At 37.7% G+C, this 13,955-nt stretch carries 13 protein-coding genes; 5 read left to right on the forward strand and 8 right to left on the reverse strand.

What is annotated here, in order from left to right; genetic code table 11:
* Positions 1 to 60: 60 nt before the first annotated feature.
* On the reverse strand, positions 61 to 1,008 hold the full coding sequence (locus tag DEU39_RS01060) for a hypothetical protein (RefSeq protein WP_120230599.1): 948 nt from the start codon (positions 1,006 to 1,008) through the stop codon (positions 61 to 63).
* A gap of 383 nt (positions 1,009 to 1,391) precedes the next feature.
* Between DEU39_RS01060 and DEU39_RS01065 the strand changes: the two genes are divergently transcribed.
* From DEU39_RS01065 to DEU39_RS01080, 4 genes are all read left to right on the forward strand, one after another.
* The gene (locus DEU39_RS01065) at positions 1,392 to 1,733 is read left to right on the forward strand and encodes a twin-arginine translocase TatA/TatE family subunit (RefSeq protein ID WP_120230600.1); all 342 of its coding nucleotides are present in this window, start codon (positions 1,392 to 1,394) and stop codon (positions 1,731 to 1,733) included.
* 2 nt (positions 1,734 to 1,735) lie between these two features.
* Positions 1,736 to 2,302 carry a phosphatase PAP2 family protein gene (locus tag DEU39_RS01070; protein ID WP_062670736.1) on the forward strand — a complete coding sequence of 189 codons (567 nt, stop codon included), beginning with the start codon at positions 1,736 to 1,738 and terminating at the stop codon, positions 2,300 to 2,302.
* On the forward strand, positions 2,299 to 3,111 hold the full coding sequence (locus DEU39_RS01075; protein ID WP_120230601.1) for a tetratricopeptide repeat protein: 813 nt from the start codon (positions 2,299 to 2,301) through the stop codon (positions 3,109 to 3,111). The genes DEU39_RS01070 and DEU39_RS01075 overlap by 4 nt, the downstream gene beginning before the upstream one ends.
* A gap of 81 nt (positions 3,112 to 3,192) precedes the next feature.
* Positions 3,193 to 3,645: a tRNA (cytidine(34)-2'-O)-methyltransferase gene (locus tag DEU39_RS01080; RefSeq protein WP_062670732.1), complete on the forward strand. Its 453-nt coding sequence runs from the start codon at positions 3,193 to 3,195 to the stop codon at positions 3,643 to 3,645.
* Positions 3,646 to 3,803: 158 nt separating this feature from the next.
* Here the strand turns inward: DEU39_RS01080 and rlmH are convergent, their stop codons facing one another.
* Positions 3,804 to 4,277 carry a 23S rRNA (pseudouridine(1915)-N(3))-methyltransferase RlmH gene (gene rlmH / locus DEU39_RS01085; RefSeq protein ID WP_062670730.1) on the reverse strand — a complete coding sequence of 158 codons (474 nt, stop codon included), beginning with the start codon at positions 4,275 to 4,277 and terminating at the stop codon, positions 3,804 to 3,806.
* A 229-nt stretch (positions 4,278 to 4,506) separates the two neighbouring features.
* Here rlmH and DEU39_RS01090 point away from each other — a divergent pair, with 229 nt between their 5' ends.
* The gene (locus tag DEU39_RS01090; protein ID WP_062670728.1) at positions 4,507 to 5,520 is read left to right on the forward strand and encodes a YihY/virulence factor BrkB family protein; all 1,014 of its coding nucleotides are present in this window, start codon (positions 4,507 to 4,509) and stop codon (positions 5,518 to 5,520) included.
* Here the strand turns inward: DEU39_RS01090 and nhaA are convergent.
* The 6 genes from nhaA to DEU39_RS01120 form a co-directional block, all read right to left on the reverse strand.
* Positions 5,517 to 6,695 carry a Na+/H+ antiporter NhaA gene (nhaA, locus tag DEU39_RS01095; protein WP_079241208.1) on the reverse strand — a complete coding sequence of 393 codons (1,179 nt, stop codon included), beginning with the start codon at positions 6,693 to 6,695 and terminating at the stop codon, positions 5,517 to 5,519. The two genes, DEU39_RS01090 and nhaA, sit on opposite strands and share 4 nt — an antisense overlap.
* Positions 6,696 to 6,697: 2 nt before the next feature.
* Positions 6,698 to 8,908, reverse strand: a complete 2,211-nt coding sequence (locus tag DEU39_RS01100; protein ID WP_062670724.1) for a RelA/SpoT family protein — start codon at positions 8,906 to 8,908, stop codon at positions 6,698 to 6,700.
* Between the two features lie 109 nt (positions 8,909 to 9,017).
* Positions 9,018 to 9,383 carry a hypothetical protein gene (locus DEU39_RS01105; protein WP_062670722.1) on the reverse strand — a complete coding sequence of 122 codons (366 nt, stop codon included), beginning with the start codon at positions 9,381 to 9,383 and terminating at the stop codon, positions 9,018 to 9,020.
* Between the two features lie 257 nt (positions 9,384 to 9,640).
* Complete coding sequence (gene acs / locus DEU39_RS01110; protein ID WP_120230602.1) at positions 9,641 to 11,548, reverse strand: acetate--CoA ligase; 1,908 nt, start codon at positions 11,546 to 11,548, stop codon at positions 9,641 to 9,643.
* Positions 11,549 to 11,609: 61 nt separating this feature from the next.
* A complete protein-coding gene (locus tag DEU39_RS01115; protein ID WP_120230603.1) occupies positions 11,610 to 13,496 on the reverse strand; it encodes an AMP-binding protein in 1,887 nt (628 codons plus the stop codon).
* A 98-nt stretch (positions 13,497 to 13,594) separates the two neighbouring features.
* A complete protein-coding gene (locus tag DEU39_RS01120; protein WP_110011117.1) occupies positions 13,595 to 13,954 on the reverse strand; it encodes a response regulator transcription factor in 360 nt (119 codons plus the stop codon).
* Between the last annotated feature and the right edge of the window lies 1 nt (position 13,955).

Genomic DNA, 13,955 nt, shown 5'->3' on the forward strand with positions numbered 1-13,955 from the left:
ATAAACGGGAAGCTCACTGAGCTTCCCGTTTTGATTAAAATCTGATTTTTATGAAAATAGCTATGGATAAAGGGATTTTGTCCCGTTACTTACAATATTGCTGCCTAATCCGGAGAATGATACAGAGAAATTAGTGGAGTTAAAGCTTAAAGAACCTGTTGGTGTACAAAGCCCCAGTGCATAGCGACATTGCCCGTAAGCTCCTGTCTTTTTAGTTATTTTACTTTCGCTTTTTGCTTTCCCTAAGCTTATATAGCCCCAATCACTTACATCTGCATTGGAAACGGTGGATCCTGAATAATAAATGGTAATCTTATATCCGGCTTCACCTCGTTTAGAACCCCAAAGCCAATTGGCTGTCCACCACTGTTTATACCATGTAGAAGCTACTTTTGAAGCTTCTCTGTCAGATGTTTCTGAATTTCCTCGGGTATCCATCATCACAAGTCCTCCGAAGATATTGTCCCAGATAATTCCTGAATCTCCATAAAAACATAAGGTGGTAAATTTTCCGTTTTTGCCGTTCCATGTTACTTCCATAACCTGGGTGCCCGCTTTTACTTCTCCGGTGATGGCTTCTTTTAATCCTTGTTGGGCGATTGTTAAATCCTCACCATGATATAAATCTCCAATTTTTCCGATTTTTACAGAGGATGGATCCGAAATATTTCCGGAAGCAATGAACTGATCTTTATCCGTAATCAGTTTTTTAGACAGTTCTACCCCTTGTTGGGTTGAAATTTTTCCCAATACAGCCACTCCCACAATCTGTAAATCATTTTTTAAATACGTTTCAAGATTTTTGGTGGATTCATTCAGTTGAAGCTGTACTGCTTCAGGAATAAGTTGAGAAGACGAAGGAGTAATTTCTTTTTTCAGCTCATCGATGGTTGTCTTAGCCTGAACAGCTTCCTGTTGGTTCATTTCATTGTTTTCATTCTGGCAGCTGTAGAGTGCCATTACCGATAACACGGCGAAAACTTTAAAAGTAGTCACTAGTTTTTTCATAATTAATATTTGTTTGGTTGTGCATTATAAATATACATAATCGCTGCTTAATTCTCACTATTTTGAATTAAATATTTGTTAATTGATATGTCGGGTTTGTAGGTTGCAGATTGCAGATGTTAGGTAGCTAAGTTTGAGAGTGGAAGAGTTTTAGGGTTCAAGGTTCTTAGTTTAAAGTTTGTGGGTAAACAGTAATAAAAAGAAAGAGCAACTCGCCCCACGTAAAAAAGTAATCTCAAAACCCGCAACCCGTCTAAAAAACCTTAAACCTTGAACTTTAAACCTTGAACCTTGAATCCTGAACTTCATTATAAAATCTTAAAATTTGTTTAAATTTTTAGTTTACAGTCTATAAATGCAATAATCTTTCGTAATTTTACACCATGGAATTAAGCATTGGAGAAATGGCACTCATTGCCATTGCAATCGTTGTATTATTCGGTCCGGATAAGCTGCCCCAGATTGCGCGTGACTTAGGTGCAGGCGTTAGAAAGATGCGTGGAGCAGTAGAAGATATCAAAACTGAAATCATGAAGGAAACAGATAATCCTGTTTCTGAAATCAAACGTGAGATTGAGAAGGTAAAAGATGCTGCAAAGGATTTCAACCCGATGAATGATATTCAGAAAGATATTCTGACGGAACCTTCTTCTTTTGCTTCCAATGAGCCTCCAAAACCGAAGCCTGCAGATGATGAGACTTACGAAGGACCTGTAAGCAGATAAGTATGGAGGAAATCATTCAGGAGGATAAGAAGGTATTTCTTTACCTTAATAATTTGGGCGATTCATCTTTCGACCAGTTTTGGATGCTGATTTCCAGTACCTGGATCTGGGTGCCTCTTTATATTATATTTCTTTATTTTTTATATAAAAACCACAAACTAAGATCATTAGTTTTTATCCTTATATTTTTGGCTATTGGAGCAACGGTTTCTGATCAGTTAGCCAGTGTGTTCAAATATGGTGTGGCAAGGCTGAGACCGTGTCATGATCCTACTTTAGAGCATCACATGAGAATTGTGAAATGTGGTGGACAGTTTGGATTTTATTCTGCTCATGCTTCCAATACATTCTTTTTGGCATCCTTTTTAAGTATTTTATTAAAAAATAAGCTTAAATGGTTTCCATATGCTATATTTGTATGGGCTATAGTGGTTTCCTACAGCCGTATATATTTAGGAGTGCATTTCCCGATAGATATTTTGGTGGGGGCGTTTGTTGGATCTTTATTGGGAGTGATATTTGGTGCACTCGCCAAAAAAGTGATCAACAAACAAACTATAACTTCATGAAAAAAACTTTACTAGTAGTAATTTCCCTCTGTTTTTCTTTAAATTTCTATGCCCAGGATAAAAAACTGGCTGAAGAATGTTTTCAAAAAGCTGATTATAAATGTGCAGAAGAGCAGTATTTAAAATTGGCAGAAAAAGAACAGATCCAAAAATTTCAATCAGAATATTACGATTATCTCGGAACAGCTCAGAGAAGGCTTGGAAAAACGACGCAGGCTTTTAAATCCTACGATTCTGCCCTGAAAGCAAATCCGCTGTCGGTTTCTGTATACGTTAATCTTTCGTCGCTTTACAGTCAGAAAGGAAATAAAGTAAAAGCCCTGGAATATATAGAAAAAGGACTTCAGGTAAATGCTGAAACTCCGGATCTGTATCTTACACGTTCCAAAATTTATGACAGTCAGGGGAAAAAAGACCTGGCCATCAAAGACCTTAATCAGATTCTGACTTTTGCTCCTGACAATCTTTTTGCAAAAACAGGACTGGCCAATCTGAAAAAAAATAATGGTGACCTGGACGGAGCTTTAAAAGATTATAATAAACTTCTTTCTGAAAAACCGGAATCACTGCTTTATAATGGGAGAGCAGACGTCTATTTTAAAATGAAAAAATATAAAGAAGCTCTTACAGATGCCAACAAAGCAATTTCCATAGACCCGAAATTTGCCCAATCTTATGTGAGCAAGGCTATGATTCTCATGGACACATCCAAAATTAAAGAAGCTTGTGAAAATCTGGATAAAGCAGTTGCTTTAGGCTATGAAAAAGCAGTCCTGACTGATTCTTATGCTAAATGTGTAAAGAAATAAATTAAAAAACACTCTACCCCAATCATTTAAATAAATCCATACTAAAAAGTCCATACTAAAAAAACGAAAAGAGATAGAAAGATGTTGAATATTGTTCTTGTAGAACCCGAAATACCTAATAATACTGGAAATATTGGAAGATTATGTGTAGGAACTGAAAGCAGATTACACCTGATTCATCCGTTTGGATTTGTAATTAATGATAAAAACCTGAAGCGCTCCGGGTTGGATTATTGGGTACATCTCGATGTTTCTGAATATGCAGATGTAAAAGAATGGATTAAAGTAATTCCTGATGTATCACGAGTATTTTTAATGAGTTCACACGCCGAAAAATCATACCTTGAAACGGACTTTCAGGATGGAGATTGGTTGGTTTTCGGAAAGGAGAGTGTGGGACTGAGTAAAGAGGTCCTGGACCTGTTTGAAAATCATCTTACCATTCCTATGTCGAAACTCATCAGGAGCTTTAATATTGCTAATTCTGTTGCTTTTGTGGTAGGTGAAGCAAAGAGACAGATCAGTCTGAAATAGAGATAAGTTGTCTCAAAAGTCAAATTATTTGGCTTTTGTCATTCTGAACACAGACTGAAAGGCTGCGAACGTAGCTCAGAAATGGAGTGAAGAATCTCATAAATTGTATTGGTGAGATTCTTCTTTCGTCAGAATGACATTCTCGGGAGACTCTTTTTTTAATCGTTATGATAAGGTTTTCCCTGTAGAATCTGGTCCGCACGGTAAAGCTGTTCTACAATAAACAGACGGATCATTTGGTGGGTAAAAGTCATTTTCGATAAAGACATTTTTTCATTCGCTCTACTGTAGATCTCTTCAGAAAAGCCATAAGCTCCTCCAATCAGAATATGTATTTTCTTTACGGAGGAATTCATCCAGGTATCAATTTTCTGAGAAAACTCCCGGCTGGTAAACTGTTTTCCTTTTTCATCAAGAATCACTACCAGATCGTTTTTATCAATATGGTTTAAGAATAACTTGGCTTCTTCCTTTTTAAGAAGATCAGGAGATAGGTTTTTGGCATTTTTTACATCCGGAATTTCTGTAATTTCAAAATTCCAGTGTTTGGGTAAACGGTTGAGATAATAATTGATTAAAGAGGTAATTTCCTTATCATCTGTTTTACCGATACAAAGTAAACTGATTCGCATTGTAAGAATTTTCAGATGGCAAAGATAGGGTTTCGCAGTTAATTTGTTGCTGGTTTTTTGGTTGTAAGTTTTTTAGTTTAAACTCTAAAGTCCTCCCACTCTCAAATTCTCCCTTAATCCCTGCTACCTAACATCAGCGACCTGTTATCTAATTCCTGCCACCTATCACCTTATATCTTTTCCCTATTTAATTTAATTCCCCTACCTTTGTATAAAGACAAACAGATCGATGAGTGTAAAGGTTCCTAAATTTATTTTAAAGATTCAAGAGTTTTTTGACAGCATCCATATTCCTGTTTTAGGAATATCGCTTTGGCAGATGTTTCAGATCTATATCTCCGGGATTTTTAAAGGAAAAATTGGAAGAAAAGCGGCTGCTATTTCTTGGAGTTTTACCATAAGTCTCTTTCCGTTTATTCTGTTTTTGCTTTCTGTTCTGCCTCATATGCCGCTATATGATGAGCTTCAGTTTTATATTTTTGATGTACTGATGCATAATGTTTTCCCTTCCAACATGGAAGGAGACGTGAAAGGATACATTGTAAGCAATATCATTCCGAATATGAAAGGAATCAGTAACCTGACCATTCTTCTGGCTCTTATTTTTGCGACCAATGGTACATTTTCCCTAATTAATGGTTTTAATGAAAATACAGATGAAAAATTAAGTGATGTAAAAGAGTTTATTCTTTCATTTTTTATCACGATAGGCTTTATTACCATCGTTTTTTTAACACTGTTTGGAGTGTATTACGCAGAGGTTGTAATGAAGCTTTTTACTCCGGCTTATGATGTAACGTGGCTTGTAGACAACCTTTCCAAGATTATCGGGTTTGTTTCTTTCCCGCTTTTTTACTTTATACTTCTGACCTTATTTTACTGGCTGGGTACTGTGAAGATTACAAGATTCCGACAAGCGGTTCCGGGAGCCATTCTGACAACGGTACTATTTGTGGTTACAACGTATATTTTTGCTATTTATGTAAAAGATATAGCCCGATATAACGTTCTTTACGGGTCTATAGGAAGCATGATTCTGCTGATGGTTTGGGTGAATGTCAATGTATATCTCCTTTTATTCGGAAATGAGCTGAATATGGCGATCCGAAAACTCAGAATAGAAAAGCTGTTGTCTGATGAGATTGAGAAGGAAGCTTCAGGATATCACACCCAGATTACTGAACCTGACTTTGATAGTGATGAGGAACATAAAAGAAAATTGGAGAACCGGAAGAAAGATTAATTCTCTTCCAGTTCAGGGTTTTCTTTTGAGCTTACGCTAAGTATGGTAAATCCTGCAATGGCAGCGATAAAAGACGCAATCAGGATGGCAAACTTCGCTTCATCCTGAATCGGAATTTCTCCTTTGAAGGAAAGCAATGCAATAAAAATGGACATCGTAAACCCGATTCCGGCTAACAATCCTACACCAATCATCTGTAACCAGTTACTGTTTTGAGGCAGGGAACTGAGTTTTAATTTGATGGCAATCAATGAGAATAAATTGATCCCGATCAGCTTACCCAATACCAATCCACATATAATTCCCAGACCTAACGTACTTGTCACTCCTGCGACCATTTCACTGGAGAAAGTAATATTGGTATTCGTTAAAGCAAATATGGGCATAATGAGAAAACTTACCGGAATATGAAGCTGATGCTCCAGCTTTTCCAATGGTGAAATTTCTACATTCGAAGCATTGGTAGGAATGGAAAATGCAAGCAAAACACCCGCTATCGTAGCATGAATTCCGGAATGATGAAGGAAATACCATAAAAATAATCCCGGAATGATATAAAATATTGTTTTGGTTACTTTTAAAAAGTTTAAAATAAAAAGTAGGGCAGTCACTCCAAAAGATAGGAGAAGATAGCTCCAGTGGATTTGCTCCGTATAGAAAATCGCAATCACGAGGATCGCTCCCAGGTCATCTACAATAGCTAATGCCGCTAAAAATATCTTGATAGAATTAGGAATTTTTTTACCTAACATCGAAATGATAGCCAGAGAAAATGCAATATCGGTTGCCATAGGAATTCCCCAACCATTGCTGTATTCCGTTCCTGTATTGAAAATGCTGTAGATTACTGCCGGAATAAGCATTCCTCCTACCGCAGCAAAAATAGGAAGGGAGGCATTTTTAAAGGATGAAAGTTCGCCTTCTACCAATTCACGTTTTATTTCAAGGCCTACCAGAAGGAAGAAAACTGCCATTAATCCGTCATTGATCCAGATGCTGACAGGATATTCCAACCCAAAAAGATGAGTGCCCACTTCCTGGTCTAAAAAATGCTGAAAGTTTTCTGCAGCAGACGAATTGGCAATAAGCAATGAAATAAGCACACAGAAAATAAGAATAATTCCTGAGGACTGACTGTTGTTGAAAAATTTTTTAAAATAAAGAGATAAATTCATGTTTAAGATTGTACCCGTCTCACTCTGGAAACACCATTAATATTTTTAAGTTTTTTAAAGGTCTCTTCTAACTGACCTTTATTTTTGACTTCGAGGTTGATATTTCCTGTGAAAACACCATTGTTGGATTCAATAGACATACTTTTCATATCCATCCCCATACTTCCACTGATGACAGTCGTGATATCATTAATCATACCCATTCTGTCCAGTCCTTCAATTTCAATTTTTACTCTGTTTTTGAAGCTTTCTGCATTCACCCACTTGGCCGGAATAACACGATAATCGTACTGAGCTCTCAGATTGATGGCATTCGGGCAGTTGTCACTATGCACTTTGATTCCGTCTGAAATCGTGATGAATCCGAAAATTTTGTCTCCCGGAATTACGGTACAGCATTTTGCATACGTATAGTTAAGCTTCTCTTCGTCCTTCCCAAAGACAATCATGTCAAGGTTTTCCTCTTTCAGATCCTCGAAATGCTGACTTTTATTAGGCGATTTTCTAAATCTTGAAAGTAAATTGTTGAATACGTTTTTACTTTCTATATATTTTCTCAGGCTGCTTACATCCAGTTCATTACTTTGGAATTTAAGGAAGAGCTCCTGAGATGATTTTAAATTAAAGAACTTTTGCAGTTTATTAATTTCTTCATCATTAAAATTAATTTTCGCATGACGAAGTTTTCTCTGCAGAATTTCTTTTCCTTCTTCCACCAATTGGTTTTTCTGAGAGTTCAGATAACTTTTAATCTTGGATTTGGCTTTCGATGTTACTACGAATTCCAGCCAGTCAGATTTAGGCTTCTGATTCTGTGACGAAAGAATATCTACCTGATCTCCGTTTTGAAGGATATAGGAAATAGGAACCAGTTTTCCATTGATCTTGGCACCTAAGCATTTCATTCCCAGATCGGAGTGAACAGAGAAGGCAAAATCCAGAGCGGTAGCATTGGTCGGAAGGATTTTAATTTCTCCTTTTGGCGTAAAGACAAATACTTCTTTGGAATATAAGTTAAGCTTAATGTTATCCAGAAGCTCCGAGGTGGAAAGATTCTGCTGCTGTTCCAGTACTTCACGGATCTCGGTTACCCATTTTTCAAAATTTCTGTCATCAGAACTCTGTTTGTAACCTTCTTTGTATTTATAGTGTGCAGCAACTCCTTTCTCAGCAATTTCATCCATTCTTTCCGAACGGATCTGTACTTCAATCCACTTTTTATCAGGGCCTAAAACCGTTAAATGTAAACTTTCATATCCTGTAGAACGGGGCTGGGTAATCCAGTCACGCATTCTGGAAGGGTTACTGTGGTATACATCCGTAACGATAGAGTAGATCTTCCACGCCAGAAATTTTTCATTTTTTGCATCCGATTTATAAATAATTCTGATCGCATAGTTATCAAAAACCTCTTCAAAGGAAACTCCCTGTTTCAGCATTTTTCTGTAGATGGAAGAAATAGCTTTCGCGCGGCCTTTGATTTTAAAGTTTAAGCCTTCTTCATGAAGTCTTTCAGATACTTCTTTTTTAAATTCTTCGATATATCTTTCACGGCTTTCCTTGGCCAGTTCCAACTTCTCCGTGATCTCGTTATAGACTTCGGGATTATTATATTTTAAAGAAAGATCTTCCAGCTCAGATTTGATATTATACAATCCAAGACGGTGAGCCATTGGAGCATAGATGTAAACCGTTTCCGAAGCAATTTTTTTCTGCTTGTCAGGAGCCATGCTTTCCAGCGTCCTCATATTATGGAGACGGTCTGCAATTTTAATCAGAATCACCCTGAAATCCTCAGATAATGTCAGTAAGAGTTTTCTGTAGTTTTCAGACTGTACAGAGATATTCTGATGGTTCATGATGGAAATTTTCGTCAATCCATTCACGATATTGGCAATCTTCTCACCAAAGATTTTTTTCAGGTCTTCGTAGGTATAATCAGAATCTTCAATCACATCGTGCAGAAGTGCACAGGCAATAGAAGTAGCACCCAGACCAATCTCTGTTGCTACAATTTTAGCAACAGCAATAGGGTGGTAGATGTAAGGTTCTCCGGATTTTCTCCTTTGATCCTTGTGGGCATCCAGCGCGATATCGAATGCCTTTCGGATGAGCTTATTATTTTCCTCATCCAATGTTCTGTATGTATTAGAGATCAGGTCCTTATATCTGGCAAGGATCTCTTTATTCTCTTGTTCTAAATCGTAGCTCATTTGTGCACATGCCTATAATTAGACGAAAATACGAAATTTTTTAGTTTTTTCAAACATAAAAGATCCGCAGTATACACTACGGATCTTCGGCTATTAGATTTTATATCGATTAGAATTTGACTTCAGAATTCATACCGTCACTTGATGTTTTGATTTTAATATCAGGGCTGCTGTGGATTTCAGCTCTGTTTCTTGCATCAATATACCTTTTGATGGTATCGTAATTGGTTTCATTGATGTTCATATTTTCAAATAAGTAGGATTTCAATGCTGCATTCTGAACAAATGCATTCCGTGCAAGGTCAATCTGAGTAAGATCATTAACGGTAACACTTGCCAAATATTGGGAATTACCGGAACCATCATTAAGGTATACAATGTAATCTGAAGTTCCGAATCCTGAATTTTCCAGATCACTTTCCAGTTTTTTGTAGTCGCTGTGATGACCAAATACTCCAGCTAATATATGTGACATAGTTAATTGGTTTTAAAGTTCCCATTAAAGTTAGTAATAATTTTCTGATTATCATTGCATTTGAGTCAATATAATTTGTTAATTAATATTTGGTTTTCAATAGATATAGGTAATATTTAAGAATAATTATTGAACGGGTGTTTAATTTTAACAATTGGATAATATTCGTTTCCATCTCCTGATAATTTCCTTGTTCTAAAATAAAAAGCCCTGAAAATAACTTCCAGGGCTTCTATTGGTTAAAAAATTGATTAAATTTAAATTCTTTCGTTTTTAATTTCCTCTACAATTTCAGGATTTAAAAGCGTACTGATATCTCCGAAATTACTGAAGTCGCCCTCTGCAATTTTTCTCAAAATTCTACGCATGATCTTTCCGGAACGTGTTTTCGGAAGCCCGGAAACAAACTGTATCTTATCCAGTTTCGCAATGGGTCCGATCTGATCCGAAATTAACTGATTGATCTCCTTTTTAAGATTTTCCTTATCACGTCCTTCTCCGGTTTCTTTAAGCATTACATAGCCATACAGCGCATTTCCTTTGATGTCATGAGGGTAACCTACAATGGCGGATTCTGCAACAGCCGGGTGCTGATTGATGCTGTCTTCAATAGGTGCTGTTCCAAGATTATGTCCTGAAACGATAATTACATCATCTACACGCCCGGTAATTCTGTAATAGCCCACTTCATCCCTCAAAGCTCCGTCTCCTGTAAAATATTTTCCAGGGAAAGCTGTGAAATAAGTTTCTTTATATCTTTGATGGTCACCCCAGATGGTTCTTGCGATTCCGGGCCATGGAAAACGGATACAAAGATTTCCTGTTACCTGATTTCCTGTGATTTCATTGCGCTTATCATCCATCAGAACAGGTTGTACACCTGGTAAAGGAAGGGTAGCATAAGTAGGCTTTGTAGGCGTTACAAAAGGAAGCGGTGAAATCATGATTCCTCCTGTTTCCGTTTGCCACCATGTATCTACAATCGGACATTTTTTCTTCCCAACATGGTCATTGAACCAGTGCCATGCTTCATCATTGATAGGTTCACCTACTGAGCCAATGACCTTCAGAGAACTTAGATCATGTTTGTCTACCCATTCTGTACTTTCTTTTGCTAAGGAACGGATTGCAGTAGGTGCCGTATAAAACTGAGTGATCTTGTGTTTTTCAATCACTTCCCAGAAGCGGTCTGGTTCCGGATAAGTAGGAACGCCTTCAAAGATCACTGTAGTAGCACCGTTCAACAGCGGCCCGTAAAGAATATAGGAGTGTCCGGTGATCCATCCGATATCTGCTGTACACCAGTAAATATCATTTTCTTTATAATTGAAGACGTTTTTGAAGGTGTAAGCGGTGTAAACCATATAGCCTGCACAGGTGTGCAACATTCCTTTAGGTTTTCCTGTAGATCCGGAAGTATATAAAATAAAAAGAGGATCTTCAGAATCCATAATGACAGTAACGAAATCAGGAGAAGCTTTTTCATACAGATCGGTCATCCAGTAATCTCTTCCTTCTTTCATGGTAATTTCGTTGTGGGTTCTCTTTACCACAAGAACTTTCTCCACGGTCGGCGTTTTTTCCAGCGCATCATCTACAATGCTTTTCAGATCCAGAACTTTATTGCCTCTGTAGCTTCCATCTGATGTGATAACCATTTTTGCTTCACAGTCATTGACCCTTGAAGCCACTGCTGAAGCTGAGAATCCTGCAAAAATAACAGAATGTACAGCTCCCAGTTTTGCACAGGCAAGCATCGTAACAGCCAATTCAGGAATCATAGGAAGATAAATACAGACCCTGTCTCCTTTTTCAATACCCATATCACGCAAAACATTGGCAGTTTTATTCACCCGGGTGTATAATTCGTTGTAAGAAATATGCTGAGCTTCTTCCTTAGGATCGTTGGGTTCCCAGATGATTGCTGTTTTTTCTCCTCTTATGGTAAGGTGTCTGTCGAGACAGTTTTTGGTAATATTGAGTTTCGCATTTTTAAACCAGGTGATCTTCGCTTCATTCATGTCGTACTTAACAACCTTGCTCCATCTCTGATACCACACGAAGTTTTGATCTGCAACTTTATCCCAGAATTTTTTAGGATTTTTGATAGACTTCTTATAGTCTTCAAAATATTGTGGTAAATCTTCTATTAAGTAATTTCTCATATCCCTTTCGTTTTTTGAAATTTGAATTTATTATATTTTAAATTTATGTTTAATTTCCCGTTTAAGCTCTATAAACCTTGATTTTTTCCTGGATTTCCTCAATGATTTTTTCATCATCAATAGTGGATGGAATCTGAAAATCTTTACCGTCCAGCAGTGTCCGGATCAGCTTTCTTAAAATTTTTCCGGATCTCGTCTTGGGTAAACGTTTGACAACCATTACGTTTTTTAAAAAAGCAACTGCTCCGATTTTGTTGCGAACCATCTGAACGATATCTTTTTCAATATCTTCTTCAGAAATCGCCGAGCCGTTTTTCAAAACCACTGTGGCAAAAGGAACCTGTCCTTTTAAATCATCATCAATACCTACAACGGCACATTCGGCAACATCAGGATGTGAGGAAACAATTTCTTCCATTTCAGAGGTCGAAAGCCTGTGTCCTGCTACATTAATCACATCATCCACTCTTCCTGTAATGAAAATATAGCCGTCTTCATCCTGAATAGCACCGTCTCCCGAAAAATAATACCCTTTATACTGAGACAGGTAACTGCTTTCAAAACGGGCGTAGTCTTTCCATATTCCAAGCATGGCGCCAGGTGGGAGGGGAAGTTTGATCACCAGATAACCTTCATGATGAGGATTGAGTTCGTAACCGTTTTCATCAAATATTTTAATATCATATCCTGGAACAGGCTTTCCTGCAGATGCTCTTTTGATCTGATAATTTTCATCATGAGTCAACAACCCCAGCATTGGCCAGCCGGATTCTGTCTGCCACCAATGGTCTATTGCCGGAACACCAATATGTTCTGCAAACCAGTCCAAAGTGGCAACATCGCATCTTTCACCAGCGAGAAACTGTTTTTTAAAATGGGTTAAATCGTATTTTTTTACCAGTTCTCCGTTCGGATCTTCTTTTTTAATAGCTCTGATAGCAGTAGGGGCCGTAAACATTACCGAAACTTTATATTCTGAGATAATTCTCCAGAAAGTTCCTGCATCAGGAGTCATGATGGGTTTTCCTTCAAAAATAACAGTCGTGTTTCTATTGATTAAGGGTCCGTACACAGAAAAACTATGGCCAACTGCCCATCCGAAGTCTGAAGCAGCCCAATAGGTTTCTCCCGGTTCTACACCATAGATATAAGTCATTGAGAATTGTAATGCAGTGGCATAACCTCCTGTGTCACGAACGATCCCTTTAGGCTTTCCGGTAGTTCCTGAGGTGTAAAGCAGGTAAAGCGGATGAGTGGATTCTACAGAAACGCAGTCCGCAGAAGCTGATTTTTCTACCAGTTCTTCATAATCAATAAGACCTTCAAACATCTCATCCTTATTATCAACGAGTTTTCTGTTGTATACAACAATATTGTCTACTTTGTCCTGAGCCAGCTCAATTGCTTTTTCTACCAGTGGCAGATAAGGGATTCTCTTTGCAATTTCGACACCGGCCGTGGCTGTGATTAAAACTTTCGGTTTGCAGTCATCAATTCTGACAACAAGCTCATGAGGAGCAAAGCCTCCGAAAACCACATTGTGAATCACCCCGATTCTTGCACATGCCAGCATGGCAAAGAGCGTCTGCGGAATCATAGGCATATAAATAACCGCTGTGTCTCCTTTTTTTAATCCTAAAGAAACCAATCCTCCAGCCAGTTTTGCTATTTCCTCTTTTGCCTGATGAAATGTGTAGGTTTTCTTCTGATGGGTTACAGGAGAATCATAAACGATCGCAACCTGATCACCAAAACCGTCTTCAATGTGTCTGTCAATACATAAGTAACACATATTGAGCTTCCCATCAGAAAACCACTGTGGGTAATCGTTTTCACCATTGGAAAGAATCTGCTGCGGAAATTCAAACCATTGTATTTTCCCGGCCTGTTCCTTCCAGAAGCCTTCTTTGTTTTCTATGCTTTGTTTAAATAAGGTATCTGTATTCATATCATTAGTTGTGTGTTAGTTTTTTATCCTTGTCAAGGTTTTAAATCTTGACAAGGATAAGTAGTCGTGTCATTGCGAGCCGCAGGCGAAGCAATCTCTTAGAACATCTCCTCAATTTGTTGCATCAGTTTTTTTATTGAATAAGGTTTGGTTACATAGGCATCGGCACCCATTTCCAATCCTTTTTCAATATCTCTTGGGTTATTTTTAGCACTTAGAAAGATCACTTTGGTGTCTTTCAGTTTTTCATCCTGTTTAATAAGATCCAGGGTGCTGTAGCCATCCAGATTGGGCATCATGATATCGAGAAGAATCACATCCGGAACCATGGTTTTCAGAAAGTCAAGGACTTCCATTCCGTCACGGGCAATATAAACATCATATCCGTTTTTCTTAAAACTGTATTCCAACGACATCAATATTTTGTGTTCGTCATCCGCAATGATTATCTTTCTCATA

Source organism: Chryseobacterium sp. AG363 (assembly GCF_003610675.1).
Classification (GTDB): domain Bacteria; phylum Bacteroidota; class Bacteroidia; order Flavobacteriales; family Weeksellaceae; genus Chryseobacterium; species Chryseobacterium cucumeris.

What these genes read in the sequence shown, in the direction of transcription:
- DEU39_RS01060 (WP_120230599.1), bottom strand. Translation starts at nt 1,008, where the DNA reads ATGAAAAAACTAGTGACTACTTTTAAAGTTTTCGCCGTGTTATCGGTA.
- DEU39_RS01065 (WP_120230600.1), top strand. Translation starts at nt 1,392, where the DNA reads ATGGAATTAAGCATTGGAGAAATGGCACTCATTGCCATTGCAATCGTT.
- DEU39_RS01070 (WP_062670736.1), top strand. Translation starts at nt 1,736, where the DNA reads ATGGAGGAAATCATTCAGGAGGATAAGAAGGTATTTCTTTACCTTAAT.
- DEU39_RS01075 (WP_120230601.1), top strand. Translation starts at nt 2,299, where the DNA reads ATGAAAAAAACTTTACTAGTAGTAATTTCCCTCTGTTTTTCTTTAAAT.
- DEU39_RS01080 (WP_062670732.1), top strand. Translation starts at nt 3,193, where the DNA reads ATGTTGAATATTGTTCTTGTAGAACCCGAAATACCTAATAATACTGGA.
- rlmH (WP_062670730.1), bottom strand. Translation starts at nt 4,277, where the DNA reads ATGCGAATCAGTTTACTTTGTATCGGTAAAACAGATGATAAGGAAATT.
- DEU39_RS01090 (WP_062670728.1), top strand. Translation starts at nt 4,507, where the DNA reads ATGAGTGTAAAGGTTCCTAAATTTATTTTAAAGATTCAAGAGTTTTTT.
- nhaA (WP_079241208.1), bottom strand. Translation starts at nt 6,695, where the DNA reads ATGAATTTATCTCTTTATTTTAAAAAATTTTTCAACAACAGTCAGTCC.
- DEU39_RS01100 (WP_062670724.1), bottom strand. Translation starts at nt 8,908, where the DNA reads ATGAGCTACGATTTAGAACAAGAGAATAAAGAGATCCTTGCCAGATAT.
- DEU39_RS01105 (WP_062670722.1), bottom strand. Translation starts at nt 9,383, where the DNA reads ATGTCACATATATTAGCTGGAGTATTTGGTCATCACAGCGACTACAAA.
- acs (WP_120230602.1), bottom strand. Translation starts at nt 11,548, where the DNA reads ATGAGAAATTACTTAATAGAAGATTTACCACAATATTTTGAAGACTAT.
- DEU39_RS01115 (WP_120230603.1), bottom strand. Translation starts at nt 13,496, where the DNA reads ATGAATACAGATACCTTATTTAAACAAAGCATAGAAAACAAAGAAGGC.
- DEU39_RS01120 (WP_110011117.1), bottom strand. Translation starts at nt 13,954, where the DNA reads ATGAGAAAGATAATCATTGCGGATGACGAACACAAAATATTGATGTCG.